This window comes from Pseudomonas sp. BF-RE-25, from assembly GCF_019956105.1.
Taxonomy (GTDB): domain Bacteria; phylum Pseudomonadota; class Gammaproteobacteria; order Pseudomonadales; family Pseudomonadaceae; genus Aquipseudomonas; species Aquipseudomonas migulae.
Genome location: NZ_JAHBDB010000055.1, coordinates 107,911 through 133,777 on the forward strand (window position 1 = coordinate 107,911; position 25,867 = coordinate 133,777).

At 60.0% G+C, this 25,867-nt stretch carries 27 protein-coding genes; 8 read left to right on the top strand and 19 right to left on the bottom strand.

The genetic code is table 11. The features are described from left to right. Positions 1-10: 10 nt before the first annotated feature. Positions 11-1,255, bottom strand: coding sequence for a multidrug efflux RND transporter periplasmic adaptor subunit MexE (mexE, locus tag KGB24_RS22660; RefSeq protein WP_223416267.1), 1,245 nt, complete (start codon positions 1,253-1,255; stop codon positions 11-13). Between the two features lie 140 nt (positions 1,256-1,395). Beyond that, entirely contained in the window at positions 1,396-1,674 is a 279-nt protein-coding gene (locus KGB24_RS22665) for a LysR family transcriptional regulator (RefSeq protein ID WP_008033468.1), read from the bottom strand. 172 nt (positions 1,675-1,846) lie between these two features. Here KGB24_RS22665 and KGB24_RS22670 point away from each other — a divergent pair, with 172 nt between their 5' ends. Then, positions 1,847-2,413: a TetR/AcrR family transcriptional regulator gene (locus KGB24_RS22670; protein WP_223416266.1), complete on the top strand. Its 567-nt coding sequence runs from the start codon at positions 1,847-1,849 to the stop codon at positions 2,411-2,413. A gap of 28 nt (positions 2,414-2,441) precedes the next feature. Here KGB24_RS22670 and KGB24_RS22675 read toward each other — a convergent pair whose 3' ends face one another. The 3 genes from KGB24_RS22675 to KGB24_RS22685 form a co-directional block, all read right to left on the bottom strand. Next, on the bottom strand, positions 2,442-2,627 hold the full coding sequence (locus KGB24_RS22675) for a hypothetical protein (protein WP_008033472.1): 186 nt from the start codon (positions 2,625-2,627) through the stop codon (positions 2,442-2,444). 102 nt (positions 2,628-2,729) lie between these two features. Then, a complete protein-coding gene (locus KGB24_RS22680; protein WP_008033474.1) occupies positions 2,730-2,924 on the bottom strand; it encodes a hypothetical protein in 195 nt (64 codons plus the stop codon). A gap of 291 nt (positions 2,925-3,215) precedes the next feature. Further along, positions 3,216-3,680, bottom strand: coding sequence for a nuclear transport factor 2 family protein (locus KGB24_RS22685; protein WP_008033476.1), 465 nt, complete (start codon positions 3,678-3,680; stop codon positions 3,216-3,218). Between the two features lie 94 nt (positions 3,681-3,774). On the opposite strand from KGB24_RS22685, the gene KGB24_RS22690 reads away from it, so the two are divergent. Continuing rightward, on the top strand, positions 3,775-4,182 hold the full coding sequence (locus KGB24_RS22690; protein WP_008033478.1) for a winged helix-turn-helix transcriptional regulator: 408 nt from the start codon (positions 3,775-3,777) through the stop codon (positions 4,180-4,182). Between the two features lie 9 nt (positions 4,183-4,191). On the opposite strand, the gene KGB24_RS22695 is transcribed toward KGB24_RS22690, so the two are convergent. From KGB24_RS22695 to KGB24_RS22705, 3 genes are read right to left on the bottom strand one after another with little or no spacing between them, the layout of a single operon-like run. Beyond that, a complete protein-coding gene (locus KGB24_RS22695; protein WP_223416265.1) occupies positions 4,192-5,169 on the bottom strand; it encodes a saccharopine dehydrogenase family protein in 978 nt (325 codons plus the stop codon). Beyond that, positions 5,166-5,567 carry a VOC family protein gene (locus tag KGB24_RS22700; protein WP_223416264.1) on the bottom strand — a complete coding sequence of 134 codons (402 nt, stop codon included), beginning with the start codon at positions 5,565-5,567 and terminating at the stop codon, positions 5,166-5,168. The genes KGB24_RS22695 and KGB24_RS22700 overlap by 4 nt, the downstream gene beginning before the upstream one ends. A 16-nt stretch (positions 5,568-5,583) precedes the next feature. Then, complete coding sequence (locus tag KGB24_RS22705; protein WP_223416263.1) at positions 5,584-6,327, bottom strand: SDR family NAD(P)-dependent oxidoreductase; 744 nt, start codon at positions 6,325-6,327, stop codon at positions 5,584-5,586. 136 nt (positions 6,328-6,463) lie between these two features. On the opposite strand from KGB24_RS22705, the gene KGB24_RS22710 reads away from it, so the two are divergent. Beyond that, positions 6,464-7,357, top strand: a complete 894-nt coding sequence (locus tag KGB24_RS22710) for an AraC family transcriptional regulator (RefSeq protein ID WP_223416262.1) — start codon at positions 6,464-6,466, stop codon at positions 7,355-7,357. Between the two features lie 32 nt (positions 7,358-7,389). Here the strand turns inward: KGB24_RS22710 and KGB24_RS22715 are convergent, their stop codons facing one another. Further along, a complete protein-coding gene (locus tag KGB24_RS22715; RefSeq protein ID WP_223416261.1) occupies positions 7,390-10,413 on the bottom strand; it encodes an FAD-binding and (Fe-S)-binding domain-containing protein in 3,024 nt (1,007 codons plus the stop codon). 156 nt (positions 10,414-10,569) lie between these two features. Here KGB24_RS22715 and KGB24_RS22720 point away from each other — a divergent pair, with 156 nt between their 5' ends. Next, complete coding sequence (locus tag KGB24_RS22720; RefSeq protein WP_223416260.1) at positions 10,570-11,463, top strand: LysR substrate-binding domain-containing protein; 894 nt, start codon at positions 10,570-10,572, stop codon at positions 11,461-11,463. A gap of 685 nt (positions 11,464-12,148) precedes the next feature. On the opposite strand, the gene KGB24_RS22725 is transcribed toward KGB24_RS22720, so the two are convergent. Genes KGB24_RS22725 through KGB24_RS22745 form a run of 5 tightly spaced genes read right to left on the bottom strand, consistent with a single transcriptional unit; the run spans position 12,149 to position 16,861 of the window. Then, positions 12,149-12,607, bottom strand: a complete 459-nt coding sequence (locus KGB24_RS22725) for a metallophosphoesterase family protein (RefSeq protein ID WP_223415529.1) — start codon at positions 12,605-12,607, stop codon at positions 12,149-12,151. A 41-nt stretch (positions 12,608-12,648) separates the two neighbouring features. After that, a complete protein-coding gene (locus KGB24_RS22730; RefSeq protein WP_223415528.1) occupies positions 12,649-13,773 on the bottom strand; it encodes an agmatine/peptidylarginine deiminase in 1,125 nt (374 codons plus the stop codon). Positions 13,774-13,796: 23 nt separating this feature from the next. After that, positions 13,797-14,894 (bottom strand): extracellular solute-binding protein, encoded by a 1,098-nt coding sequence (locus KGB24_RS22735; RefSeq protein WP_192415795.1) that lies wholly within the window; start codon positions 14,892-14,894, stop codon positions 13,797-13,799. Between the two features lies 1 nt (position 14,895). Further along, positions 14,896-15,804, bottom strand: a complete 909-nt coding sequence (aguB, locus tag KGB24_RS22740; RefSeq protein ID WP_223415527.1) for an N-carbamoylputrescine amidase — start codon at positions 15,802-15,804, stop codon at positions 14,896-14,898. A gap of 4 nt (positions 15,805-15,808) precedes the next feature. Next, on the bottom strand, positions 15,809-16,861 hold the full coding sequence (locus KGB24_RS22745) for an agmatine/peptidylarginine deiminase (protein ID WP_223415526.1): 1,053 nt from the start codon (positions 16,859-16,861) through the stop codon (positions 15,809-15,811). A gap of 134 nt (positions 16,862-16,995) precedes the next feature. Between KGB24_RS22745 and KGB24_RS22750 the strand changes: the two genes are divergently transcribed. Beyond that, a complete protein-coding gene (locus tag KGB24_RS22750) occupies positions 16,996-17,850 on the top strand; it encodes a LysR substrate-binding domain-containing protein (protein ID WP_223415525.1) in 855 nt (284 codons plus the stop codon). A 91-nt stretch (positions 17,851-17,941) separates the two neighbouring features. Then, positions 17,942-18,835 (top strand): LysR family transcriptional regulator, encoded by an 894-nt coding sequence (locus KGB24_RS22755; RefSeq protein WP_192228278.1) that lies wholly within the window; start codon positions 17,942-17,944, stop codon positions 18,833-18,835. On the opposite strand, the gene KGB24_RS22760 is transcribed toward KGB24_RS22755, so the two are convergent. From KGB24_RS22760 to KGB24_RS22780, 5 genes are all read right to left on the bottom strand, one after another. Then, positions 18,823-19,995, bottom strand: a complete 1,173-nt coding sequence (locus KGB24_RS22760) for a cupin domain-containing carboxymuconolactone decarboxylase family protein (RefSeq protein WP_223415524.1) — start codon at positions 19,993-19,995, stop codon at positions 18,823-18,825. The genes KGB24_RS22755 and KGB24_RS22760 overlap by 13 nt on opposite strands. Before the next feature lie 13 nt (positions 19,996-20,008). Next, positions 20,009-21,064, bottom strand: a complete 1,056-nt coding sequence (locus KGB24_RS22765) for an alpha/beta hydrolase (protein ID WP_223415523.1) — start codon at positions 21,062-21,064, stop codon at positions 20,009-20,011. A gap of 60 nt (positions 21,065-21,124) precedes the next feature. Next, positions 21,125-22,219, bottom strand: coding sequence for an alpha/beta hydrolase (locus KGB24_RS22770; RefSeq protein ID WP_223415531.1), 1,095 nt, complete (start codon positions 22,217-22,219; stop codon positions 21,125-21,127). A 247-nt stretch (positions 22,220-22,466) separates the two neighbouring features. Continuing rightward, positions 22,467-22,847 carry a RidA family protein gene (locus KGB24_RS22775; RefSeq protein ID WP_008027160.1) on the bottom strand — a complete coding sequence of 127 codons (381 nt, stop codon included), beginning with the start codon at positions 22,845-22,847 and terminating at the stop codon, positions 22,467-22,469. A 39-nt stretch (positions 22,848-22,886) separates the two neighbouring features. After that, entirely contained in the window at positions 22,887-23,858 is a 972-nt protein-coding gene (locus tag KGB24_RS22780; RefSeq protein ID WP_223415522.1) for a GNAT family N-acetyltransferase, read from the bottom strand. A gap of 207 nt (positions 23,859-24,065) precedes the next feature. Between KGB24_RS22780 and KGB24_RS22785 the strand changes: the two genes are divergently transcribed. Both KGB24_RS22785 and KGB24_RS22790 read left to right on the top strand, forming a co-directional pair. Beyond that, entirely contained in the window at positions 24,066-25,376 is a 1,311-nt protein-coding gene (locus KGB24_RS22785; RefSeq protein WP_032832474.1) for a flavin-containing monooxygenase, read from the top strand. 21 nt (positions 25,377-25,397) lie between these two features. After that, positions 25,398-25,814: a RidA family protein gene (locus KGB24_RS22790; RefSeq protein ID WP_008038953.1), complete on the top strand. Its 417-nt coding sequence runs from the start codon at positions 25,398-25,400 to the stop codon at positions 25,812-25,814. Positions 25,815-25,867 lie beyond the last annotated feature (53 nt).

Here is a 25,867-nt window from a genome sequence, read left to right on the forward strand (position 1 = left end):
CGGTGCTCCTTTATCCGCGAGGTGCAGCGGCAGAATCCGCTTTCACCAGGGCAGGTGATTTAGCGGCTGCCGGCTGATTGGAGGCTTCGATGGCCTGACGTTGGCGAGCCAGTGTGGCGACGGTTTCCGGGCTGGCCATCGGCGCATCCTGCGGGTCGATCACGGCGCCGGGCCGCACGCGCTGCAAGCCGTTGATGACGATGCGATCGTCTTTCTGCAAGCCGCTGCGCACGATGCGCAAGCCTTCAAGCTTCGGCCCCAGATCGACGCTGCGATACACGGCTTTGTTGTCCTGATCGACCACCAGCACGAATTTTTTGCCGAGGTCGGTGCCCACCGCTTCGTCCTTGATCAACAGGCCGGGATAGGCAGCGCTGCCCACCAGTTTCAACCGGGCATACAGGCCGGGGGTGTACTGACCGTCTGCGTTGTCGAACACCGCACGACCACGGATGGTGCCGGTTTTCGGATTGACCTGGTTGTCGACAAAATTCATCTGCCCGAGGTGGCTGTTGCCCTCCTCGTTCGACAGGCCCATGTACACCGGCGTGGCTTGACCGCGCTGCCCCTGACGGGAAAGCAGGCTGTACTTGAGGAACATGCGCTCGTCCGCATCGAAATAGGCGTAGACCTTGTCCGTGGAAACCACGCTGGTCAGCGCTGTTGTGTCGGCGGTCACGATGTTACCGGCGGTGATTTCCGCACGGCTGACGCGGCCGGTGATCGGTGCGGTAACGCGGGTGAAGCTGAGGTTCAAACGCGCCAGATCCAGCTGCGCCTGAATGGCATCCACACCAGCCCTGGCTTCTTGCGCAGTGGTCGTGCGGGTGTCGGCCAGCTCGGCGGAGATCGCGTTGCTGCTCAATAGACGTTGGCCGCGCTGCGCTTCGTTGCCGGTGCGGACCAGGGTGGCGCGTGCCTGTTGCAGCTGCGCCTCGATGCGATGCACCTCATGTTCGAACGGCCGTGGGTCAATTTGGAACAGCAAGTCGCCCTTCTTCACCAGCGCGCCATCGGTAAAGGTCACGCGTTCGATCTGGCCCGACACCCGTGGACGAACCTCGACGGTTTCCGGTGCTTCCAGGCGAGCGGTGACTTCATCCCACTCGGTAATGGGCTGTTCGAGTACTTTGGCGACGGTGACGTGCTGCGCCCCCGGAGCCTGTGCGGCGCTGGGTGTACGTTCACACGCGGCAAGCATCAGCAGCGCCAACGCAGCCAAGGGATAACGCAAAGGTTTGAGTGACTGTTCCATGGGTTGTGTCCGCCAGACGGTTTGGGAGTTTGCGGATTCTCGGCCTCGCGCGAGGTCACGACGAATCGAACGGAGTGAAGTTGGCTATCATCAATAATGATAGCCATCATGTTTAATGACAAAAAAAGGAACCGGTCCGCTTAACCCCTCGTGTGAGCGATTGCCGAACACACGCAATCCAGCGCCGGCCCCAGCGTCTGCGCCGCACTCAATGCCCGTGGGGTGGGCACCATCCGGCGACCGATGCGCTCGAACAAAGGGTCGTTGAACAACTTGCGCAAACGCACCAGCGCCGCGCTGATGGCGGGCTGGCCCAGCGACAGTTTCTCAGCAGTGCGGGTGAGGTTTCGCTCCTGAATCAGCGTGTCGAATACCACCAGCAGATTCAGATCGATACTGTGCAGATCATTACGTTTCATGGGGCAGGTCCACGTAGAGATTTTTGACTTGAGCCACAGGCGGGGAATCCGCCAGACTTGAGTCGATACCGGAAAAGCCATTGCAGCGACTTTATATGACGCGCATCATCAATACCAGCCTCTCAGCACAGCTTTTCCCAAGCGATGCCGACCTGGCGACAGGAGCAGTCTCATGAAAGTCACGAAAGACCAGGCCGCCGCGAACAAAGAGGCGATCCTCACGGCCGCGTCCCGGCTGTATCGGGAAAAGGGAATCGACGGCATCGGCATTGGTGAACTGTCCCGTTCCGTGGGCCTGACCCATGGCGGCTTTTACGGGCAGTTTCCGGGCGGCAAGGAGCAGTTGGCTTCAGAAGCCGTCACCCGGACATTCGAGTCCAATATCCAGGACTGGCAGGACGCCAAATCCATTCCCGAGCTCATCAAGGGTTACCTGACGCAAGGGCACCTGGATAACTGGACCGAGGGCTGCCCCATCCCGGCACTGGGCGCCGATGTTGCCCGCGCCGGCGGGACCGTCAGCAACTCCTTCACCAAAGGCGTCGAGCGCTTGATCGACACGCTGATGGCGCTGGTCGAGGGGAAAAGTCACGAGGAGAAATACCAGGAATCGCTGCGCATCCTGTCATCGATAGCCGGGGCGATGCTGATTGCCAGGGCGTTGGACAACCCGGAGTTGTCCGGGCAGTTCCTGCAATCGGTGATCAGTGCCTGGCCTGCTGCTCAGAAGGACGAATGAGGGCAATAAAGAGAGGGGCGATGGCAGATCAGATCAGCTTCGCCACCAGGGCGACGGCGATAAACGTGGTCAAAGCTAACGCAGCGCCGATGCTAAACGGGACTACCGTAGTACGGAGTGCGGTCGGGGTGGGGCTGCGCATTTCTTCAGCCAGAGCAGCTACTTCACGGTGCAATTGCTCAATGCTGTCTTGATTACTACGTTGTATTGGCATGCTGCATTTCCTTTGACGGCACAAATCAAATCTGAACATAAATCTTTGTTAGCAATGTGGACTGCGCAACCGCAAAGCTCAAGCGCTTGCGATGTATGGCGCCTATAACTTAAACCAAAAGCCCGCAGCGGCTACGATGGCGGTCACCATACCTGCCCCCACTGCAAACGGGTACCAGAAGGCATCCTGCTTCAGCTTGGTTTCTTCCGCCTTGAGTTTACGAGACTCAACCAGGAGTTTTCGAATTTCGACTTGTATTTTATCGAGCTCCAGATTGTCGCGGTCGTTTTGGAGCATGAATCCATCCTTTCACTTTTTTGCGAGCAGCCTATGAGCAGCTATCCGGATAGCCGCTGAACGTGGGTGAATATCCATCGCCTGCAACCGCTCACTTCTCCCGCTCTGTCCTCTTACTATTCACTGCCCATCAAGATCCGGATAGCAGGTAACTCCTGAACGTTTGTAGGCAAACGCCAAGAGTCGCGTGCGAAAGTCTGGGCACCTCTAATTTGACCTACAGCGCGTCACAATTGCTTTTTTCGCCGGTAAACATGTGTCATGAAGACTCTGCTTGGAACGCTTTCGATGCTAAACGCCCGAGAGAACACCCGGATCACCCGTGCGCCAGACATTGTCGACCGTAACACGCTCAATAAGCCAAACCGCACCCCGCCGCACCAGTTCGGCGTCGTAGCGGTTTTTCATCAGGTAATGGCGCGAATGATCGTTTTGAGGCAGATGTTGTGCTTCAACGATCGCTTCCAGATGCGCCTTGTCACCTTCAACGCTGACCCGGGGATTGCTCACCGAATGCGTCGTGTCGATCTGGGCGAGCGAATCGGACAGCGCTGCGACGATCAACTCCCGGCCTTCCAGCACCGGATAATCGAAACCGGCTTTTGCCGCGGCAGGCCGGAAGTCGGAGACCGCGTCTTCGACGAAAGCTGACGCCAGCAAATCTCTGTCACGCAGGTCGATGCCCGCGGCGAATCGGTAAAGGGTCTCGACCACAGCCAGTTTGTCTGCGGTTTCCGTCGGGTTTGTGAATGACATGGGTGACTCCTCGAAATGAGCTCGCATGGTATCTTTCGTATACCAGATATCAATTACGCACTTTGAAGTCATCAGGTATATCGGAGGAAACCCCATGCTCGAAAATGGCGATCGGACGGGGGCTCAAGACGAGCCCGACTCCGGAAATAACGGCGTCGATTGTTCCAGCCGATTCCTGCTGGATCAGATCGCTGATAAATGGTCGGTACTGATACTCGCCGCGCTGTGCGAGAAGCCGCTGCGCTTCAATGAACTCAAGCGCTGCCTGGACGGCATTACCCAAAAGGCGCTGACCCAGACCCTGCGTCGCCTGGAGCGCAACGGCATCCTTGCCCGGCGGGTGATCCCGTCCTCGCAGATCGCGGTGGAATACAGCATCACGCCATTGGGGCGCACGCTGGAAGAACCGTTCCGCGCGTTGTATCTCTGGACGTTCAATCACCTGGACGCGGTCATGCAGGCGCAGACAGCGTTCGATGAACGTGAGATCGAGTTGCAATGAACCGCGATTCTAACAATCACTGATCGTCGTCCCGGCGATCGTCTGTGCGAAGCCCATCCCGAGCAGTCGTGCCGGCGTTTCGAAGCCCGGTCGCCGTTCGTTATTCAATACCCGACGCGCAACCTCCACCGCCGCCAACGGCGTGTAGGTGTATCCGTTGACGGTCTCTATGACCGAACGTGCAACGCTGCCATCCGCACCGGTGACTTCGGCGACTGCCCGGGCTCGATGAGCTTCACGCTGCTGTGCACTCGGGCCGTCGGGAAGTTGAGACAGATCGCCTTCGGGGAAAGCATCACCCGTGATGTGCACGAACATGGCGATATCGGGGATGCCGGTGGAGTGCCACCCGGTAACCAGATCGCCGAACGACAGCGGCGCACACAGCACCGGGCCATCGCCGAAGTCGAAGTGTTCCGGTTGTGCATCGGGGGTCGAAACCAGTTCACCGCCGACACGCGCCAAAAGGCCCGCGCCCATGATCTCGCTGACACTCAAGGCTGATCCGCGTGACATGGAGCCTGCGACCTGAAGCGCCACCCGCAGTGACTGCGGACCCTGCACACGGCGAGCGACATGCATCGCCAGGCAGTCTGTCGGCACCACGTCCCAACCCACTCCGGGCAACAGCATCACGTCCGCCTCGGCAGCTTGCGCGCCAAGCCGTTCCGCCAGCCGATAGACATTGATCTCGGCCGTGATATCCAGATAGTCGACCCCTGCCTCGATACAGGCCAGCATCAATGGCCCCGCTGTCTGTGCAAAAGGCCCGGCGAAATTCAGCAGAACGCCAATACCTTCCAGGGATTGCACTGTCAGCATGTCGGGCGCAAAGACCCGGTAAGTAACGTCCAGTTGCGCAGCGAGCGGCATCAACCTGTCGGCATTTCGCCCAGCGATCACAACGTCCAGCCCCAGCGCCTTGGCATGCTCGGCAGCCATGTGTCCGGTATAACCGGTCGCGCCGTAGATCATTAATTTTTTCATTGAGTGTGCTGCCAGTTCTTGTAGACAAATTCGAGGCTGTAACCGTCCGGATCAAGGACGTTGGCCGCGTAATAGTTCGGGTCGTAATGCAGGCGTGCGCCGGGTGCGCCATTGTCGATTGCGCCATGCTTCATGGCGGCGGCATAAGCTGCGTCGACCTCGGCTTTGCTGCTCGCCACGAACCCCACGTGCACCGCCCGCCCTTCGACGACACCCTCGCGCAACCAGAAAAACATCCGTCCGTTGGCGCCGAAACCCTTGAGGTCCGGATGGCCTGGCGGACCGTCCTTGCCGTCGAAATCGAGCCGCGCAGTAATACCAAGCGGCATGAGTGCGGCGTCGTAGAACCGGATCGAGCGCTCGATATCAGTGACGGAAATGAAGATGTGATCAAGCATGTATCAGTCCCCCTGTTCAGATGATGTAACCGCCGGCGACTTCGATAGTCTGGGCATTGATCCAGCGCCCTTCCTCCGACAGGAGCATGGCGATCACCCGCGCCACGTCTTGCGGTTCGCCCACCCGGCCAAGCGCCGTTTGCGAGGCCAGCAACGCCTCGAACTCGTCATTCAAGCCACCACCCAACTCGGTTCGGATCGCCCCGGGCGAGACGGCATTGGCCCGAATGCGGCGGGCGCCGAATTCCTTGGCCATGTACCGGGTGAGCACGTCCAGCCCACCCTTGAAGGCGGCGTAAGGTGCAACGCCCGCCGTCGCCACACGGGTGGTCGCACTGGTCAGATTGACGATGCCGGCGCCCTCCTCCATCAATGGGAGCAAGGCTTGGGTGAGGAAGAACGGGCCCTTGAGGTGGACGTTCAGCAAACTGTCGAACTGTGATTCAGTGACCGATTCAAGCGGATTGAACAAGCCGTGGCCCGCGTTGTTGACCAGACCACTCAGGGTGCTCACGCCCCAGGTCACCTGCAATGCCTGCACGACGGCAGTACGAAATGTCCCAAAGCTACTGACATCGGCGACATCCAGTTCCAGCGCCACCGCCTTGCCACCCGCCAGCTCGATGCGACTTGCAACAGACTGTGCGGCCTGCCCATTAGTCTTATAGGTGAGGATGACGCCCATGCCCTGCCGCGCACACTGTTCGGCGGTGCTGGCGCCGATGCCACGGCTGCCTCCGGTGATGACCATAACGCCCATGTGATGCTCCGCTGTCGATGAGATGAGCGACCACAGTAACCATGACCCACGTCGAGCACGCAGCCGTTCCTGCCCGATTCCTGCCTGTTTCTGCTTTTTACTTGCGCCCGTGTGCCCCACAGATCAGCATGCGCCCATGAACACACAACTGATCGAACTTCGGGCGTTGGCGTCAAAGGCCGAGAACCGCCGCACTGAAACGGGTATCCCGCGCGTGGCCATGGTCCAGGGCGAAATTCCCGAACACATGCTCGCTGCCGTCTACGATCCGATGATCAACCTGATCCTCCAGGGCAGCAAATCGATGACCGTCGGCGATCGCACGCTGCACTACGACCCGGCGACGTATTTTGTGATGTCCATCGAATTGCCTGCGGTGGGAAGCGTGCACCCGGCGGTCTCGGGCGAGCCCTATCTTGCGGTCAGCCTGACACTTGACCCGATGGTGCTCTCGACGCTGCTGGCCGACCTGCCAAAACCCGTTGGACGTTACGAGAACGACCCGGGATTTTCAGTGGCCGCCGTCACTCCGCAATTGATGGATGCATGGGTTCGCATGCTGCGACTGATGGAAAGCCCCGAGGAGATTGCAGCGCTCGCTCCCGTTTACGAACGGGAGATCCTGTACCGTGTGCTGCAAGGTCCTCATGGCTGGATGCTGCGTGAAATTGCGGCACCGGATACCGCCATGGCACGGGTCAGCCTGGCCATCCAGTGGATTCGGCAGTACTTCGCCGAACCCATTCGAGTGGAGGCACTGGCGCAGAAGGCGGCGATGAGCGTGTCTGCCTTTCACCGTCACTTCAAGGCGGTGACGACGCTGAGCCCCTTGCAGTACCAAAAGCGAGTGCGATTGCTTCAGGCACGCACGCTGCTGGTGTCCAGTGCGAAGAGCGTCACGAGTGCGGCATTCGATGTCGGCTACGAAAGCGCCACTCAATTCAGCCGTGATTACGCCCGCGTATTCGGATTGCCGCCGGCGCGGGATGCCGCTCGCATTCTGGCCGAGACTCGAGGACGTGAGCGGTAACCCGGCCATCCAACGGACGACGCAATCCCCCTTCACTCAACGAGCACATGCTCCAACACCACCTCCAGCGGGTGACGCAGTTGCTTGCTGGCCAGGCGCTTGACCTGGTTGCGGCACGAATACCCCGTCGCCAGCGCTTCACCCGCCTTGTCCAGCTTGCCCGCCCATGATTGCTCGAAAATAGTCCGCGAGGTCTCCTGGTTACGCGCTTCATGGCCGTAGGTGCCCGACATGCCGCAACAGCCGGTTGCCTCGGTCACCAGCTTCAGCCCAAGCCTGGCAAACACGGTTTCCCATTGCGAGGTGCTGGCCGGGACGTTGGTCTTCTCGGTGCAGTGCGCCATCAAACGGAACGTCTTATCAGCGTGACGGGACCTTTCGGGCAACGCATCAACCAGCCACTCCTGGGGCAGCAAGACTTTCGGGCAGCCGTCGAGGCCCGGCACTTTCTGATATTCCTGGCGATAGACCAGCGTCATCGCCGGGTCCAGGCCAACCAACGGCACGCCACAGTCGGCCAGGGCCTTGAGCTGATTGGCGTTGCGGATCGCCGCTTTGGCGAATGCACCGAGGAAACCCTGCACGTGCAAAGGCTTGCCGTTGGCACTGTAGGGCGCCAGAAACACGCGGTAGCCCAACTGATGCGCCAACTGGATATAGCTCGCCAGCAGCGGTGTTTCAAAGTAGCGGGTGAAGGCGTCCTGCACCAACACCACGCTTCGCTCACGTTGTGCGGCAGTCAGTTCGCGCAGGGCGGGCACGCTGGCGACAGCGACTTTGCAGCGGGTCAACGTGTTCTGCAGGTCGAAGCGGTGGATCAGCGGACTGTCGAGCATGCCGACGTGTCGCTCCAGCAAACGACTCACCCATTTCGACCCCATCACCGCGTTGTACAGGCCCGGCGCGTAGGCCATGTAGGGAATGGTGAACTCCAGCGAGCCGATCAGATAATCGCGCATCGGGCGTTGATAGCGACCGTGATACAGCTCGAGAAAACGCGAGCGGAATTCCGGGACATTGACCTTGACCGGGCATTGTCCCGCGCAGGATTTGCAGGCCAGGCAGCCGGCCATGGCGTCGTACACTTCATGAGAGAAATCCGCCTCGCCGCGCGAGCGCGCCAGGTTGTTGCGCAGTCGCGTCGGCAACCCGCTCAACCACGTCAACTTGCCCCGGGCCGCTTGCAACACATCAATATTGGCCGCGCCTTGCAGACGCAACCACTCGCGAATCAATGACGCCCTGCCCTTCGGCGAATGCTGGCGCTCCCGGGTGGCTTTCCACGACGGGCACATCGCATCGTTGGGGTCATAGTTGTAGCAAGCGCCGTTGCCGTTGCAGTGCACGGCGCTGCCGAAACTCTGCCACACGCGCTCGTCGATTTGCCGATCCAGATCACCGCGCAGCGTCACTTCGTTGACCTTGAGCAAGCCTTGGGCCGCATCCGGCGGGGTGCAGATCTTGCCGGGATTGAGCTGATTGTGCGGGTCGAACGCGCCCTTGAGCGATTGCAGCGCCGGGTACAGTTCGCCAAAGAAATCGGGGACGTATTCCGAGCGCAAACCCTTGCCATGCTCGCCCCACAACAGCCCGCCATAACGCCGGGTCAGCTCGGCCACGGCATCAGAAATCGGCTTGACCAGCGCGGCCTGCTTCGGGTCTTTCATGTCCAGCGCCGGACGCACATGCAACACGCCGGCATCGACGTGGCCGAACATGCCGTAGGCCAGGCCATGGCTGTCGAGCAATGCGCGGAACTCGGTGATGTAGTCGGCGAGTTTCTCAGGCGGTACGGCGGTGTCTTCAACAAACGGCTGCGGGCGGACTTCCCCTTCGACGTTGCCCAATAACCCGACGGAGCGTTTACGCATGGTGTAGACACGGGTCACCGCTTCAGCACCTTCGGCCAGCGTGTGGCCCAGCCGTTCGATCGTCGTATCGGCCTGCAAATGCGTCACGAACGACGCCACGCGAGCGTTCACCTCCGACAGGTCTTCGCCGCTGAATTCAACCAGGTTGATACCCAGCGTCGGGCGCTCGGCATCCGTCGGAAAATACTCGGCGACGCTGTGCCAGACGATGTCTTTCATCGCCAGCAGCAACACTTTGGAGTCCACGGTTTCGATGGACAGCGGCTTGTGCGCCAGCAATGCATTGGCATCGCGCAGCGCATCCATGAAGCTGCTGTAGCGCACGTTCACCAGCACCGAATACTTGGGAATCGGCAGCACGTTGAGTTTGGCTTCGACGAGGTAACTCAACGAACCTTCCGCACCGCACAGCACGCTATTGAGGTTGAAACGCCCCTGCTCGTCGCGCAGGTGCGCCAGGTCGTAACCGGTCAGGCAGCGATTGAGTTTGGGGAACACCGCCTCGATCAGCTCGGCCTGGGTTTCCTGGATCTGCCGTGCGGTGCGGTACACCTCGCCGATACGGCCGAGCTGCGCACACGCCGCTTCCAGCTGTGCGTCGGACAGCGGCTGGCTGTGCAGGCGCTCACCGCCGAGCAGTACGCTGTGCAGTTCCAGCACATGATCGCGGGTCTTGCCGTAGGTGCAACTGCCCTGGCCGCTGGCGTCCGTGTTGATCATGCCGCCAACGGTGGCCCGGTTGGACGTCGACAGTTCCGGGGCGAAAAACAATCCATGAGGTTTGAGCGCGGCATTGAGCTGGTCTTTGACCACGCCGGCCTGCACCCGCACCCAACGTTCGGCGACGTTGATTTCGAGGATGGTGTTCATGTGTCGCGACAGGTCAACCACGATGCCGTCGGTCAGCGACTGGCCGTTGGTGCCGGTGCCGCCGCCTCGCGGGGTTAGCTTGATCTGGCGAAAGCGCGGTTCGGCCATCAATGTCGCGATGCACACGATGTCGTCTGCATCCAGTGGGAACACCGCCGCTTGCGGCAGACGCTGGTAAATCGAGTTGTCGGTCGCCAGCACGGTGCGGGTGGCGTAGTCGGCACTGAGCTGACCGCGGAAACCGGCGGCACGCAAGGCCTGGAGGAATTCCGGGTACTGTGCGGCGGGTGCAGCGGTAGGCAACTGGGCGATCATCGCTGGAGAATCTCTTGTAGGTCTAATCACGGAAATCAAAATACTTGTCGCCTGAGCATTAATAGGTCAGCCTCAGGTCGTCGGCCAAGCCAATGATCCTGCAGGTTCCGACGCCGAACAAACGGATAATCCTGCCGCTATCGATGACTTTTACGAATGAATTACCGCCATCTCACCCCGTCCATGTCCTTGCTGCTGGCGTTTGAAGCCGCCGCCCGGCATGAAAGCTATACCCGCGCCGCGCTGGAGCTGTCACTGACCCAAAGCGCCGTCAGCCGGCAAGTCCAGGCGCTGGAGCAGCAACTGGGCCTGACGCTGTTTCGTCGCGAAGGTCGGCAGGTGCAATTGACCGACGTCGGTCGTCTTTACCAGCGGGAAATGAGCGACGCGCTCGGGCGCATCCGCAGCGCCACATTGCAGGCGCTGGCTTACCAGTCAGGCAGCGGCACCTTGCGCCTGGCCACATTGCCCACGTTCGGTTCGAAGTGGTTATTGCCGCGTCTTCATGACTTCTACAAAACCCATCCCGGCATGCTGGTGCACATCAACTCCCGGATCGAAGCCATCGACTTCGAAACCAGTGGCATCGATGCCGCGATCGTCGTCGGCACGGCCGACTCGCCGGGCCTGATCAGCCATCGCCTGCACACGGAAGAGTTGATGGTGATCATTTCTCCAGAAGCGGCCGAGGCCCATGACGCCTGGACCCCGGAACGCATTGGCGGGCAGACGCTGCTCAACGTCGCGAACAACGCCAACGTCTGGGGCGAGTGGTTCAGCCACCACGGCCTGCCCCATCGAATGATGCGGCTGGGGCCGAGTTTCGAACTCACTTCACACTTGATCCAGGCCGTGAGAGCGGGCATTGGTATCGGTCTGGTGCCGCGCATCCTGGTGACCGACGAACTGGCCAACGCCGAGTTGATCAGCCTGGACCAACCCTTCGCCAGCCAGCGCAGTTACTACCTGACCTATCCACCGCGCAACGAAAGGCTGCCGTCGCTGATCGCGTTCCGTACCTGGTTGCTGGCGATGGTCGTTAACGATTAAGCGTTTCTACAGGGTAAACGCGGCGCCTGTGAGTCCATCGCTGGCAAGCCAGCTCCTACAGTGCAGCGGTGTATGCAAGACCGGGCCTCACCCAAACCCTGTAGGAGCTGGCTTGCCGGCGATGGTCGTTAACGATTAAGCGTTTCTACAGAATAAACGCGGCGCCTGTGAGTCCATCGCCAGCAAGCTGGCTCCTACAGTGCAGCGGTGTACGCAAGACCCAGCCTCCCCCAAATCCTGTAGGAGCCGGCTTGCCGGCGATGGTCGTTAACGATTAAGCGTTTCTGCAGAATAAACGCGACGCCTGTGAATCCATCGCCAGCAAGCCAGCTCCTACAGTGCAGCGGTGTACGCAAGACCCAGCCTCACCTAAACCCTGTAGGAGCCGGCTTGCCGGCGATGGTCGTCAACGATTAAACGTATCTACAGGATAAACGCTTAATCGTTAACGACCATCGCCGGCAAGCTGGCTCCTACAGTGCAGCGGTGTACGCAAGCCCCAGCCTCACCCCAATCCTGTAGGAGCCGGCTTGCCGGCGATGGTCGTTAACGATTAAGCGTTTCTACAGAATAAACGCGGCACCTGTGAGTCCATCGCCAGCAAGCCGGCTCCTACAGTGCAGCGGTGTACGCAAGACCGAGCCTCACCCAATCCCGTAAACGAGCCATTGTTGCTTCGCGCACTTCACTCCAGCAGCGAGACCAGGCGCGGTTCTAAAGCAGTCTCGAATACCTCCAGCAACGCCAGCGTCACCGGCAGTTTGAAGCGCCTGCGTCCCGCACTGCCGGGATTGAGATAAAGCACTTCACCGCGCCATTCGATGCGCGGCTTGTGCGAATGGCCGGTGATCACCAGTTTGACCGTCGCATCAAGCACGGCCGGGACATCGGCGAGGTCATGCACCAGCAATGCCTCCCACCCGTTGAGGTCGAAACGCAGGCAATCTGCAAGATCCTTTGCCCAGGGAGCATCAAGATCATTGTTCCCGCGCACGACGTGCAATGGAGCGATTGCCCCCAGCTGCTCAAGGATTTCAGAGCTACCGATGTCGCCCGCATGAATGATCCGTTCACACCCCTCCAAAGCCGCAAGGGCCTCAGGGCGGAGCAATCCATGGGTATCGGAAATCACGCCAATCTTCATACAAAGCTCCCGACCAGGCTCAAGCAGTGGAGCATCGCAGACTAAACCAACGGCTGATGACTGGTCACACAATGAATACCGCCACCACCAGCGGAAATTGCGTCGATGTTGAGCTGCACCACTTCTCGATCCGGATAGAGCCCGGACAACAGATCAAAGGCTTTTGCATCTGCCGCCTTGTCACCAAACTCCGGCGCAATCACCGCGTCGTTGATCACGAAGTAGTTGATATAGCCCGCTGCAAAGTCCGGGTTGTTGCGGTTGAACCTGCTCTTTCGTGGATTGAGCGGCGGCGACACCGTATGCACCTGCAGCTTGCGGCCATCCGCATCCGTGGCATTTTTCAGAATGTCCAGATGAGCCCGCGTGACCTTGTAATCGTATGACTCGGGATCATTGTCGAGGTTGGCGATTACCACGCCGGGCTTGACGAAACGCGCGTAGAAATCGACATGCGCATCGGTAATGTCCTTGCCTTTGATACCCGGCAGCCAAATGATTTTGCGCAGGCCGAGTCGATCCTTCAGCTCCTGCTCGACCTCGGCCCTGCTCCAGTCCGGGTTGCGATTTTTATTGATCCAGCTGCTCTCGGTCATGATCCCGGTGCCGTGACCATCCACTTCGATGCCGCCGCCCTCGCCCACCAGTTCGCTGCGCAGGTAACGCGCATCCGTGGCATCGGCCACCTGTGCCGCCAGCTGCGCATCTTCGCTGTGCTGCTGTTTGTTGCCCCAGCCATTGAAGTTGAAATCCACGGCGCCAAGTTCGCCCTTGTCATCAATGACGAAGTTGGCGCCGATGTCGCGCATCCAGATGTCGTCGAGTTCGGTGACGACATAGGTGATGTTGCTCTTGCCGCAATGCTCCTCGGCCAGACGTCGCTCGTGCTCGCGACAGAAAACGGTGACCGGTTCATGGCGGGCAATGGTGCGCGCAATCAGGCCAATGGCCGCTTGCACGTCAGCGGTGAAATCCTCCCAGATCGCCTCTTGTGCACCAAAAGCGATGAAGGCCCGCTCGTGGCGATCACCCTCATCCGGCATGCGCCAACCGACTTGGGTGGCTGCGTGCGCGGACAAAGGCGTCAGGCCAAAACCGATGGAGGCAACCGCCCCCATCCCCGCCACGACCGAAACCTGCTTGATGAACTCGCGACGCGTCGACATGTATTGATCCTTGGAAAGTGAACTCATTTCGCGGTGGCCGTCTTGAACTTGGTCCAGGTGCGCATCCGCGCGCGCATATCGGATTGTGGGATGTCCTTGCCCGGAATCAGCCGCGCATAGGTGGCTTCATCAAGATAGATGTCCGGGTTGTTGCGCATTGTCGCATCGACGCTCGGCCGCGCCTTGGCATTGGAGGTCGGGTAGCCAGTGAAGTTACTGATGTCGGCCATGTTCTGCGGGCGCATGACGAAGTTGATGAACGCATAAGCGTACTCCGGATGTTTCGCATCGACCGGAATCGCCATGGTGTCCATCCACACGGTGGTGCCTTCACGGGGGATGCGGTACTCGAATCGGGTGCTTTTTCCGGCGCTGTCTGACGTCCGTTGCGCCTGGGTCATGTCGCCGCTGTAACCGAGCGACACGCACAGGTTGCCATTAACCAGATCGGTCACTGGCTGCGACTGGAACTTGCGAATGTGTGGCCGCAATTTCATCAGCAATTCACTCGCCGCCGCGAGGTCTTCGGGCCTGGCGCTGCGCGGTTCCCGACCGAGGTAATTGAGGACCACGGCGAGCACTTCGTCCGGTGAGTCGATCATCGAAATACCGCAGTCGGCAAACTTTCCGGCCAGCTCCGGCTTGAACAACATATCGAGGCTGTTGACCGGAGCATCGGGCAAGCGCTGTTTGATCTGCTCATCATTGTAGGTCAGGCCGATGGTGCCCCACGTGTAAGGCACGGTGGCCTGACTCGAGGTTTCATACTGCCTGCGCAGTTTCTGCAAACCGGGCTCGATGTCGTCCAGCGCGGTGAGTTTGCTGCGGTCCAGCGGCAGCAGGCTGCCGGCGCGCATCAAGCGTTCGGCCACCGTGTCGCCGGGGAAGATCAGGTCATAACCGCTGCCACCGGCGAGCATCTTGGCTTCCAGCGTTTCGCTGCCATCCATGACGTCATAGATCACTTTGATCCCGGTTTCAGCGGTGAATTTCGCCAGCGTGTCCTCGGCAAAATAATCGGCCCAGTTGTACAGCCTGAGGGTTTTCTCTTCGGCGTGCAGCGACGACGAGGCCAGTGCCAACCCCAAGGTGCCGAGCAACAACGTGTGCGCAATGCCCATATCAAACTCCTTGAGTGTTCCAGCGTGCATGAAGGTGACGACCGTCCTGACTCAACAGCGCCCCGTACATCTCAGGGCGACGGTCGCGGTAGATGCCCCAGCTCAGGCGCTCTTCGCGCATGGCGCTCAAGTCCAGGCTGTGCACCAGCACGCCGGTGCTGTCACGGTCGGCCTCGGCGAGCAGTTTGCCCTTGTGATTGCAGATGAACGACGAGCCATAGAAGCCCATTTGCAAGGTCGGATCGGTGGTCGCCGCTTCTCGACCGACGCGATTGGCGGCCACCACCGGCAGGATGTTCGCGGCCGCATGGCCACGCATGGTCATCTGCCAGTGGTCACGAGAATCCAGCTCGGCGCAGCCAGGTTCAGAACCGATGGCGGTGGGAAACAGCAAGACTTCAGCGCCCATCAACGCCAGGCAACGCGCGGTCTCGGGGAACCACTGATCCCAGCAGATCCCCACACCGAGGCGCCCGAACGCGGTGTCCCAGACCCGGAAACCGGTATCGCCGGGGCTGAAGTATTCCTTCTCCTGATAACCGATGGCGTTGGGGATGTGGGTCTTGCGATACACGCCCAACAAGCGCCCGTCGGCATCGGCCACGCTCAGAGAATTGAAATAGGCATTGCCGGCCTTCTCGAACCAGCTCAGCGGCAACACCACGCCCAACTCCTTGGCCAAGGCGGCAAAGCGTTTGAGTACACGGCTGTATTGATATTCTTCGGCCAGTGCCAAGTGTTTGTGGCTTTGCTCGATGCAGAAATACGGCGTGGCAAACAGCTCCTGCAACAGGATGACCTGAGCGCCCTTCGCCGCGGCCTCGCGAACCAACTGCTCGGCAAGGTCGAGGTTGTGCGGCAAGTCCCAGGTGCAGGGCATTTGGGTGGTGGCAATCGTCAATAGAGTCATGGCATCAACCCTTCACTGGCCAGGCAGGCTGTTGCTGGGTGATGCAATGTACCCCGCCGCCGCCATGGGCCAGATGGTTGATCCGCACCGGCACCACTTCACGCCCAGGGAACGCCTGGGCCAACACTTCGGCCGCTGCGTGGTCGGCATCGATGCCGTAGGCCGGCATGATGATCGCGTCGTTGGCGATGTAGAAGTTGGTGTAGGAGGCGCAGAACACTTCAGCTTCAGTGTCCACTGCGTCAGTGGCTTCATAGAGTTCGATCAGCTCGAACTTCCGGCCTTGGGCATCGGTGGCCAGTTCCAGCGCACGGCGATTCTCGCGAGCCACTTCGGCATACACCGACTGTTTGTCGTGTGTCGCGTCCACCAGCAACACGCCGGGGCGTGCGAATGCGCAGACACCATCGACATGGCCGTCAGTCATGTCGCCGGTCACGTAGTCCGGATCACCCGGCAGCCAGATGGTTTTCTTCACGCCCAGCAGACGCGTGAAAATCTCCTCCATCTCAGCCTTGGTCATCCCGGGGTTGCGATTGGGATTGAGCAACACCGACTCGGTGGTGATCAGCGTGCCCTCGCCATCGACATGGATCGCCCCGCCTTCGTTACTCAGCGGTGTGCCGAAGCACGGCAAGCCCAGGTGATTGAGTGCACGGCGCGCCAGGCCTTCATCCAGATCGTGCGCCGACTTACCGCCCCACGCGTTGAAGCGCCAACTCACACCGGCCAACCCTTGCTGCGGGTGGCAGATGAAGCTTGGGCCGGAGTCGCGGCACCAACTGTCGTTTACCGCCAATTCGATAAGCTCGATGTTCGGACCACAAAGCGCCTTGGCACTCGCGACAGCCGACGGATCAACGACCATTTTCACCGGTTCGAAACGGGCGATGGCGTTGGCTACGCCGGCGAAGTCCTTTTGCACTTGGGCGAGGGTGACGCGCCAACCCGACTCCCAGAGTGCCTGATTGTGTGGCCAGACCATCCAGGTCGCTGCGTGCTTTACCCATTCTGCCGGCATCAACCAGCCGCTGTTCTGAAGTTCGTTCTGCTGCATGACAATCGCCCTTGAGTTAAGTCATTGTGTTCAATGAAAATGACCTTTGCGGTCTTGGCATGCATGCTACGACTGTAAAAACGGGCTAACAAACGATGGATTTTGCAGAAAAGTGATTAGAGGAACTTATCAATATGCTCAAGCACTGGCCCCCGCTCAGCACCCTTCGCGGCTTTGAAGCCGCTGCCCGCCTGGGCAGTTTTCACAAGGCCGCTGACGAGCTGCACCTGACCCAATCGGCGATCAGCCAGCAGATTCGAACGCTTGAGGCGTACCTTGAGCAGCCGCTGTTTTTTCGCAGTGGACGCAGCGTCAGCCTGACCGATGCCGGCCACGATCTGCTCAGCACCACGCAGGCGTTGTTGCAGCAGTTGTCGGTCGGCATTCGTCGCCTCGGGCAATACCAGAAACCCAATCAACTGGTGCTCAACACCACGCCGACGTTCGCTCGTCATTGGCTGCTGCCACGCCTGGGGGATTTTCGCCGGCAGCATCCGGAAGTCGATCTGTGGATTTTCAGCACCGATGAAGTCCCGGACATGACCACCCAGACCATCGACCTCGCGGTGCGCGATGACATCAGCTCCCAGGCCGAATGCAGCTTCAAGGTGCTGCACGCCGACCGCCTCTATCCCGCGTGTCACCCCGACGTATTGGCCGTGCCCATCGAACAGCGCACCACCCTGCACGGCGAGCGGGAAATGGACTGGAGCCATTGGGACGTCGAGGCCGGCATCGATGTGGGGCAGAAGGATCAGGGCTTGAATTTTTCCGACCCCGGGTTGCTACTGGACGCGGCGTGCACGGGGTTAGGGATTGCGCTGGTCAGCCAGTTGCTGAGTCGACAGGCGCGTGACAACGGACTGCTGCAACCGTTGGTGGAGGAAACCATTCGCGGGCCGAACTGGGCGTTGCTGACTCACCGGGACAGTGAGAACAATCCGTTGGCGCGCAGTTTTATCGAGTGGTTGCTGAACAACCTGACGTGACGCGGTCTTTTCGACATCCTGCAAAGCGCTTTCGCAGGCCTCAAGGTAAGCTCCTCGTTCCTCTTTGGAAACGTGACCCAGGGACGTACAAATGACCGTTGAAAGCTACGACCAACTCGCGATCTTCTCGGCCGTGGCGCAGGAGCGCAGTTTCACCCGCGCCGCTGCCAGGCTGGGCATGTCACAGCCCGCATTGAGCCGGGCCATGCGCCAACTGGAGGAGCGACTGGGCGTCAGATTACTGTCTCGAACCACGCGCAGCGTATCCCCCACGGAAGCGGGCGAACATCTGCTGAAAGTGATCGCCCCAAGGTTCGAAGAGATCGACATCGAGCTGGCATTGCTCAGCGAATTCCGCGACAAGCCCGCAGGCAAACTGCGTATCACGGCCGGCGAGCATTCCGCGATTACGGTCCTGCAACCGGTACTCGCGAAGCTGCTGCCCGACAATCCCGATCTCAATATCGAAATCATCGTCGACTACGGCCTGACTGACATTGTGGCGGAAGGCTTCGACGCTGGTGTTCGGCTGGGTGAACAGGTCGCCAAAGACATGATCGCCATGCGCATCGGTCCCGACATGCGCATGGCGGTTGTCGGCTCCCCGGCGTATTTCGCCCGGCATTCAAAGCCAGACATCCCAAGCGACCTCATGCAGCACAACTGCATTACGCTGCGCATGCCCACCTACGGCGGCCTCTTTCTCTGGGAGTTCGAGAAGGATGGGCAAGAACTGAACGTACGCGTCGAAGGCCAAATGGTGTTCAACAACATCGCCATGCGCATGGAGGCCGCCCTTCAGGGGTTGGGGCTGGCCTATATGCCCGAAGACCTGGTGCAGGAGCATGTTGCGCAAGGCCGGTTGATTCGCGTGCTCGCGGACTGGTGCGAGCCGTTCTCGGGGTACCACCTCTACTACCCGAGCCGACGCCAGAGCTCGCCCGCCTTCGCACTGCTGCGCGAAGCCCTGCGCTATTTGGGCTGATTTGCCTGGGCAGCATTCAGCGCCGCGTCGGCACGTTTGGCCGCATCCGCATGACCATGCTCAGCCAGCAGTCGGACCAATTGACGCAATTGCGAAACGCTCAGGCCGACCCGCAGGCTCGCGGCCATGTGCGAACGCAGCTGTGACTCCACACCGGGAGTGACGGCCAACGCTGCGACCGTGGCCAACTCACGACTTTGCCAGTCCAGGTTGTCGCGCTCGAAAATATCGCCGAACAAATGCGCCTGCAGGTACTGGTTGATGACAGGGGCGAAGTCGAACAGCGGGCCCTGAACAGGCGCACCGGCAATACGGGTCTGATTGGCCTTGCCCACCGACAGCAGTTCACCACCGGTAGGAATGACGCGACCGGGCCCACGCCCCGGATCGTCCTGGATGCCGTTTTTCTTGCGCGCCTCCACAACCCTCATCAGCTCGCCAAGTGCGTTGAGACTGCGTGGAAAACCGGTGTAAGCGTAGAGTTGCACCAGTATTTCCTTCGCCTCGCTGACGGTCAGGCCCGCGTCCAGCCCCTGATTCAATGCAGCATTCAGCCCCGGCATGTTGCTGCTGGCCATGTGGGCAGCAATCAGCGGGATGGCTTGCTGCCTCGCGGACAGCACCTCGGAAGCGAGATTTTCGGTGGACATTGATGTCGGCGTCACGGGTTCGTAGGCGCGGTATTGATCGTCGGTGACTTTCTCCAGCCAATCCACACTTTTGCCATTCACAGCACCGGTCACCGCCAGGTGGGTCATGGCACTTGACGGTGCGGCGCCGTGCCAATGCTTGACGCCCGGCGGGCAGACGATCACGTCGCCGGGGAGGATTTCCTGCACAGGCTTGCCCCACTCCTGGGTCAAACCCACACCGGAAACCACCACCAATCGCTGGCCTGCGGGATGGGTGTGCCAGGCCGAACGCGCCCCCGGCTCGAAGGTCACGTAGGCGCTGGACGCATTGATTTCATTCGTGACGGGGAACAAGGGGTCGACGCGCACTTGCCCGGTAAAATAATCCGCCGGTCCCGCTGTGGAAGATTGGGAGCCTGCGCGACTGATCTGCTGAACGGACCGGGACTCACCGGCATTTTCAGCACCCGCAGCGCTGGCGAAGGGCGCTGCGACGCAAACTGCGATACCCAAAAGAGTGTTTTTCATAATGCCCCCCAAGTCAGAGCGTTCTGGCGTAAAACGCGTTCAACTGCGCAATGGCGACGTCCACATACTCAGGCACCCAATAGGTTTCGATATGTGTTGCGCCATCAATCGTGAACAGCTTCTTGTCCTGAGTACCGGTGGCCTTGGCAAAGGCTTGCTCCGACATATACAGGCTGTCCGCCTTGCTGCCCGCGATCATCAGCAACGGCTTGTCGATGAGTTCGATCTGATCCGTCGCATCGAAGCTCATCAGGTCCAGCAGGCTGCTCAGGGTGTATCTGAAGGTCGAGTTGGGGTGAGCATGAGTCTTGCCGTAGTACTCAAAACCCTGCCGATACAAATCAAATGGCAGCTTGGCGATCTGCTCGTCGGTGAGTTTGGCATCGCCGGTGTAGAGAATTTCTCCGCCTGCCGCTTCCTGGGCACGGGCAGCCGAAGCCTGCCGTAAACGCTCCTGAACGGTGGACAGCTGCGAATCCCTGTAGCCATTGCGCCGTACCAGTCCGGAATTGAACATGCTCACCGTTGCGATGGACTGGAAGCGCTTGTCGGTTTGCGCCGCCTTCAATGAATAGCCGCCACCGCCGCAGATACCGAGCAAGCCCAAACGCGAGCCGTCGGCGCCCGGATAGCCAGCGATAAAATCCGCCATGCCATGGATGTCTTCAACGCGGTTCGCCGGTTTGTCGACGTTGCGCGGCTGACCGCCACTGCCTCCCTGATACGCCGCATCCGCAGTGATCGTGATGTAGCCCTGATCTGCCAGACGCTGTGCATACAGGCCTGCGACTTGCTCCTTCACCCCGCCATTGGGGTGTGCCACGACAACAACCGGGTACTTCTTCGCCGAGTCATAGTTCGCGGGGGTGTAAACGTTGGCGGCAATGTCCAGGCCATTGAGTTTGTAGGTGACCGGATGGATGTTGACCTTGCCGGGCTCGTTCTTCGTCAGCGCGCCACCGTAGGTCAATGTGAATGGATTCTGCTTGTAGTCCCCTGCCTCGACTTCGGCTCCGGACATCCCGATCATGGCGGCCAGGAATGTGGCCTTTATCGTGGTTCGCGTCATATGAATATTCCTGCCAATTCCTGTTTCCAAGGTGCACGGCAGCCATTGCCGCGCGCGTAATCAATCAAGATTTTTTTCTGCGAGAAAGGTCGAAACCAGGTCCGCGATCTCGATGTTGTTCATGTCCGAAAACGGGAAGTGGCTATTGCCCTTGATCCCGATCTCCGGCAAATGAATGAGCTTTACGTCACCGCCATGGCGATTCACCGCATCACGCCACAGGCGCGCCATCTCCAGACGGGCACGCCAGCTGTCCTGAGCAGGCAAACGAACCGGTTTGTCGGGGATGTTGTCGCCGTAGAAGATGAGGATAGGGATACGGGTCAACGCTTCGAACTGCTCCTTCGAGACGATCTGTGCCGAGACTGTGTCGAACGCGCTGGGGATCGGCGCGGGACCTTCCCCCTCGGGAAACACGAAGCTGCTGCCCGGTTCAAATGCGACGATAGCCCGCACATGGCGGCTCTTGATCGCCGTCAGCCAACCGGGCCCGCCACCTTGCGAGTGGGTAAACAGAATGGCCGGCCCCGTCTTTTCCAGCAGCGCGGATACGCCATCGGATACGACCTCAATGTCATAAGGGCCGGTGTTGGGTGTCATCGAGCGGAAGAACTGCTCCAGCGCCTGCGGCCCCCGAGGGAATTGGCTGCCCTCGAAAGTGTCGGGCCACAGGCCAATGCGGAACTGGTTGAACCACATCTGCTCGTCCGCCACCGGTTTGATCGTCGTTTCAACCAGACTGCGCCCTGCATCGCCACGGCGCGGCTGGTCGATCAACCAGGTGGAGAAGCCGCGACGCAAGAAGATGTTCTGAAACCCTTCGCGTCCGTCAGCCGTCGTTTCCCAGGATTTCGCAGACTGCCCCGCGCCATGCCACATGACAATCGGCAACGGGCGAGCGTCAACCGGGACCTGGTAGAACGCATACACATGGTCGCCATGGTAGCTTTGGCCATCAGACAGGGCAGGCTTGTACGGGTCAAAGATGCCCGGCTGAGTCTCAACCCTCCCGCCGGCAATCACGCTGCCCTGCTCCTTGATAACCAGCGGACTGCGCTCGTCCGCTTCGGCGACCGCAGAGGTGCACAGGGCAAAACACAGAGTGCCTGCCTTTGCCAGGGCTGAAACACGATAGAGAATAACGGGATGGGTCATGGGGTACTCTCGGCGAGAAACGCAGAGAAGCAACTTACCCTCAGACTATTGATTGATAAACAGTACTAATCGGATAGCACTAATACCAAAATCACATAAATATGATGAGAATGCCCAACACTTTCCCTGTAGGAGCGAGCCTGCTCGCGATGGAGGCCAACGATAACGCAGGTTTTCTGAATAAACGCGTTGCGCCGGAGTTCATCGCGAGCAATCGAGCGTCGACCGGCAGCTCCTACCATTTTGCTCAGCCCTTGGCTGCCATCGCGGTCACTTCCACACGCATGCCTTCAACCGCCAGCGAGGCCACGCCCACTGCCGCACGCACCGGCCACGGTTTGGCGAAGAAGCGCTTGTACACCTCGTTGAACGCGGCGCGGTCGGCCATGTCGGTGAGGTAGATGGTCAGGTGCATGACGCGGTCCATGGAACTGCCGGCGCGCTCCAGTGCGACCTTCAATGCCTGCAACGTGCATTCGCTCTGCAGGGTGATGTCGCCCAGTTCCAGGCTGCCGTCGGCGCGAGTCGGGATCTGCGTGGAGACCAGGATGCCGTTGAAGCCGGCCACGTCGGAGGAGATGGAATCCGCGTCGGGATCAGGGGTGAAGGTGATGTCTTGGTTCGCCATGGGGTTCTCTTGTTCGGGGAAGTAAAAAGTGTGGGGAGTTTACAGCTTCACCGGGTGACTTGCGCCTCCCCTGCGGCGGGTGAATTGCTGTTCAGTCACCACGCTGCCCCACTGACTGCCTTGCTGTTCGTGGGTCAGCTCAAAACCTGCGGCTTCATAAAGTCGACGCGCGGCGTCCAGGCCCTTGAACGTTGCCAGCTCAATCGCCTCGAAGCCGAACCGGTCGCAGAACTCCACGGCCTCGCGCAGCAACTGGCGGCCGACCCCGCCACCACGGCAACCGTCATCAAGGATGAACCAGCGCAGGTGGGCCTGGTTGTTGCCCAGATCCTGCCCGTCGATGGCGATCGAGCCGACGATGCGATCATTCACTGTCGCCACCCAGAGGTTATTGCAGGGCTGGTCCAGACGCCCCACGAACTCAGCGATGCCGCTGGCGACCTTGCTCTCGAAAAACTGCCCGAACCCTGAGTGCCTGGCGTAGAAAGCGGCATGCATTTCAGTCACACGCCCAACGACACCGGGACGGTAACCAGCGCTGATCTCGACGGGGTTGCCCGGCGCTTTTCTTTCGCCGGTACGGTGTGCATTCAGGGCGTGGGCATACGCCGCCAGCCCCTGGGCGACCGCTTGTTGTTGTGATGGATTCAAGTGCTCCAGCGCCGTTTGGACCTGCGTTCGTCCGTAAGCATGGATCGCAGCCACCGTGCGCCGGCCCTGCTTCGTCAATTGCAGACGCTTGACGCGACCATCGCTGTCGGCGCTTTCCACCAGCTCGCCGGCCTTGATGAGCTTGGCCACCATGCGGCTGACACTGGACTTGTCCAGATCGAGCAATTGCACGAGTTGAGCGGCGGTCAGCGCCAGGTGTGCCTCGATCTCCAGCAGCGCGTGTACGGCTGAAGGTGAGTAGTCGGTCGCCGCCAGTGTGGCGCGCATGAAGCCCAACTCACGCACCATCGTGCGCGACGCAGAGCGGACTTCTTCAACCAGAGCGGGATGAGTGGTCACTTCAGGCCTCCCCTGAAAAATAGTTGCACTATACAACCATATTTCGGCACGAGGGTTCAACAGGCGCTGAGTCAAACGCTCTGCATCAGTTATTTATACTCAAATGCCAGCTTAATAATATTTTACCGATAACAGGGTCATCCCTAGTCTTGAGCCCAAGAAATGGCAGGCCGTTCGCGACCTAAATCCAACTCGAAGGGTATAGAGATGACCACTGAAAAAATAAAAACAGATACGCTGATTGTTGGTGCCGGTCAGGCTGGCGTGGCCATGAGTGAACACCTGAGCAAACTCGGCGTGCCGCACCTGGTGCTGGAGCGCAACCGTATCGCCGAACGCTGGCGCACCGGGCGCTGGGATTCGCTGGTGGCGAATGGTCCGGCGTGGCACGACCGTTTTCCCGGCCTTGATTTTGACGACCTCAGCCCCGACGAATTTGCACCGAAAGAACGCGTGGCCGATTACTTCGAAGCCTACGCGAAGAAATTCAACGCGCCGATCCGCACCGGCGTGGACGTGCTGAAAGTTGAACGCAACGTTGGCCGCCCGGGCTTCACCATCGAAACTTCTGAAGGCGTGATTGAGGCCAACCGCGTTGTCGCCGCCACCGGGCCTTTCCAGCGGCCGGTCATCCCACCGATTGCACCGCAGGATCAGCCTTTCCTGCAAATCCACTCCGCCGATTATCGCAACCCACAGCAACTGCCTGAAGGCGCAGTGCTGGTGGTTGGCGCGGGCTCGTCCGGCGTGCAGATCGCCGATGAATTGCAACGGGCCGGCAAGCAGGTTTACCTCTCCGTCGGCGCCCACGACCGCCCGCCTCGCGCCTATCGCAACCGTGATTTCTGCTGGTGGCTGGGGGTGCTTGGCGAGTGGGATCAAGCGGCGATGAAGCCCGGTCGCGAACACGTGACCATCGCGGTCAGCGGCGCACATGGCGGCCGTACGGTGGACTTCCGCGGCCTCGCTCATCGCGGCATGACACTGGTCGGCCTGACTCAGGCGTTCAACGGCGGCGTGGCGACCTTCCAGCCGAACCTGGCCGAGAACCTGGCGCGTGGCGACGAAAATTATCTGGCGCTGCTCAACGCCGCCGACGCCTACATCGAACGCAATGGCCTGGACCTGCCCCAAGAACCGGAAGCGCGCATCACCTTCCCCGATCCGGACTGCGTGACCCATCCGATTCTTGAGCTGGACCTGGCCAAGGCCGGCGTGACCTCGATCATCTGGGCCACCGGTTTTGCCACGGACTACAGCTGGCTGAAGGTCGATGCCTTCGACGACAAAGGCAAGCCGCAGCATCAACGCGGTGTGTCGAGCGAACCGGGGGTGTATTTCCTCGGTTTGCCTTGGCAGTCCCGTCGCGGCTCTTCGTTCATCTGGGGCGTTTGGCATGACGCCAAGTACGTGGCGGATCACATCGCCATTCAGCGTTCGTACCTCGACTACCACGATGCGGCGCAACGCGAGGCGGAAGTTGTTTCGCTCGCCCCTAAAAAAACTGTCAGCGCTTAAGCCATTTTCCAGGAGCTTCACATGTCCACGCCAACCCATACCCGTATTCGCATGTTCAACACCAAGGAAACCTACCCGAACCAGAGCCTGGACAATGACCTGTGCCAGGCGGTCCGCGCCGGCAATACGGTTTATGTCCGCGGCCAGGTCGGGACTGATTTCGAAGGCCGTCTGGTGGGCCTTGGCGACCCGCGTGCGCAAACCGAGCAAGCCATGCGCAACGTCAAGCAGTTGCTGGAAGAGGCTGGCAGCGACCTCAGTCACATCGTCAAAACCACGACTTACCTGATCGATCCGCGCTATCGCGAGCCGGTGTATCAGGAAGTCGGGAAGTGGTTGAAAGGCGTGTTTCCTATTTCGACCGGGTTGGTGGTATCGGCGCTGGGGCAGCCGCAGTGGTTGATGGAGATTGATGTGATTGCGGTGATTCCCGAGTAGACCGCGTCGCGGCCTTCGCGAGCAAGCTTCGCTCCTACAGGTGATCCGGATTT

Excerpts from the sequence above, each read along its gene's own strand:
- mexE (WP_223416267.1), bottom strand. The coding sequence starts at position 1,255 with ATGGAACAGTCACTCAAACCTTTGCGTTATCCCTTGGCTGCGTTGGCG.
- KGB24_RS22665 (WP_008033468.1), bottom strand. The coding sequence starts at position 1,674 with ATGAAACGTAATGATCTGCACAGTATCGATCTGAATCTGCTGGTGGTA.
- KGB24_RS22670 (WP_223416266.1), top strand. The coding sequence starts at position 1,847 with ATGAAAGTCACGAAAGACCAGGCCGCCGCGAACAAAGAGGCGATCCTC.
- KGB24_RS22675 (WP_008033472.1), bottom strand. The coding sequence starts at position 2,627 with ATGCCAATACAACGTAGTAATCAAGACAGCATTGAGCAATTGCACCGT.
- KGB24_RS22680 (WP_008033474.1), bottom strand. The coding sequence starts at position 2,924 with ATGCTCCAAAACGACCGCGACAATCTGGAGCTCGATAAAATACAAGTC.
- KGB24_RS22685 (WP_008033476.1), bottom strand. The coding sequence starts at position 3,680 with ATGTCATTCACAAACCCGACGGAAACCGCAGACAAACTGGCTGTGGTC.
- KGB24_RS22690 (WP_008033478.1), top strand. The coding sequence starts at position 3,775 with ATGCTCGAAAATGGCGATCGGACGGGGGCTCAAGACGAGCCCGACTCC.
- KGB24_RS22695 (WP_223416265.1), bottom strand. The coding sequence starts at position 5,169 with ATGAAAAAATTAATGATCTACGGCGCGACCGGTTATACCGGACACATG.
- KGB24_RS22700 (WP_223416264.1), bottom strand. The coding sequence starts at position 5,567 with ATGCTTGATCACATCTTCATTTCCGTCACTGATATCGAGCGCTCGATC.
- KGB24_RS22705 (WP_223416263.1), bottom strand. The coding sequence starts at position 6,327 with ATGGGCGTTATGGTCATCACCGGAGGCAGCCGTGGCATCGGCGCCAGC.
- KGB24_RS22710 (WP_223416262.1), top strand. The coding sequence starts at position 6,464 with ATGAACACACAACTGATCGAACTTCGGGCGTTGGCGTCAAAGGCCGAG.
- KGB24_RS22715 (WP_223416261.1), bottom strand. The coding sequence starts at position 10,413 with ATGATCGCCCAGTTGCCTACCGCTGCACCCGCCGCACAGTACCCGGAA.
- KGB24_RS22720 (WP_223416260.1), top strand. The coding sequence starts at position 10,570 with ATGAATTACCGCCATCTCACCCCGTCCATGTCCTTGCTGCTGGCGTTT.
- KGB24_RS22725 (WP_223415529.1), bottom strand. The coding sequence starts at position 12,607 with ATGAAGATTGGCGTGATTTCCGATACCCATGGATTGCTCCGCCCTGAG.
- KGB24_RS22730 (WP_223415528.1), bottom strand. The coding sequence starts at position 13,773 with ATGTCGACGCGTCGCGAGTTCATCAAGCAGGTTTCGGTCGTGGCGGGG.
- KGB24_RS22735 (WP_192415795.1), bottom strand. The coding sequence starts at position 14,894 with ATGGGCATTGCGCACACGTTGTTGCTCGGCACCTTGGGGTTGGCACTG.
- aguB (WP_223415527.1), bottom strand. The coding sequence starts at position 15,804 with ATGACTCTATTGACGATTGCCACCACCCAAATGCCCTGCACCTGGGAC.
- KGB24_RS22745 (WP_223415526.1), bottom strand. The coding sequence starts at position 16,861 with ATGCAGCAGAACGAACTTCAGAACAGCGGCTGGTTGATGCCGGCAGAA.
- KGB24_RS22750 (WP_223415525.1), top strand. The coding sequence starts at position 16,996 with ATGCTCAAGCACTGGCCCCCGCTCAGCACCCTTCGCGGCTTTGAAGCC.
- KGB24_RS22755 (WP_192228278.1), top strand. The coding sequence starts at position 17,942 with ATGACCGTTGAAAGCTACGACCAACTCGCGATCTTCTCGGCCGTGGCG.
- KGB24_RS22760 (WP_223415524.1), bottom strand. The coding sequence starts at position 19,995 with ATGAAAAACACTCTTTTGGGTATCGCAGTTTGCGTCGCAGCGCCCTTC.
- KGB24_RS22765 (WP_223415523.1), bottom strand. The coding sequence starts at position 21,064 with ATGACGCGAACCACGATAAAGGCCACATTCCTGGCCGCCATGATCGGG.
- KGB24_RS22770 (WP_223415531.1), bottom strand. The coding sequence starts at position 22,219 with ATGACCCATCCCGTTATTCTCTATCGTGTTTCAGCCCTGGCAAAGGCA.
- KGB24_RS22775 (WP_008027160.1), bottom strand. The coding sequence starts at position 22,847 with ATGGCGAACCAAGACATCACCTTCACCCCTGATCCCGACGCGGATTCC.
- KGB24_RS22785 (WP_032832474.1), top strand. The coding sequence starts at position 24,066 with ATGACCACTGAAAAAATAAAAACAGATACGCTGATTGTTGGTGCCGGT.
- KGB24_RS22790 (WP_008038953.1), top strand. The coding sequence starts at position 25,398 with ATGTCCACGCCAACCCATACCCGTATTCGCATGTTCAACACCAAGGAA.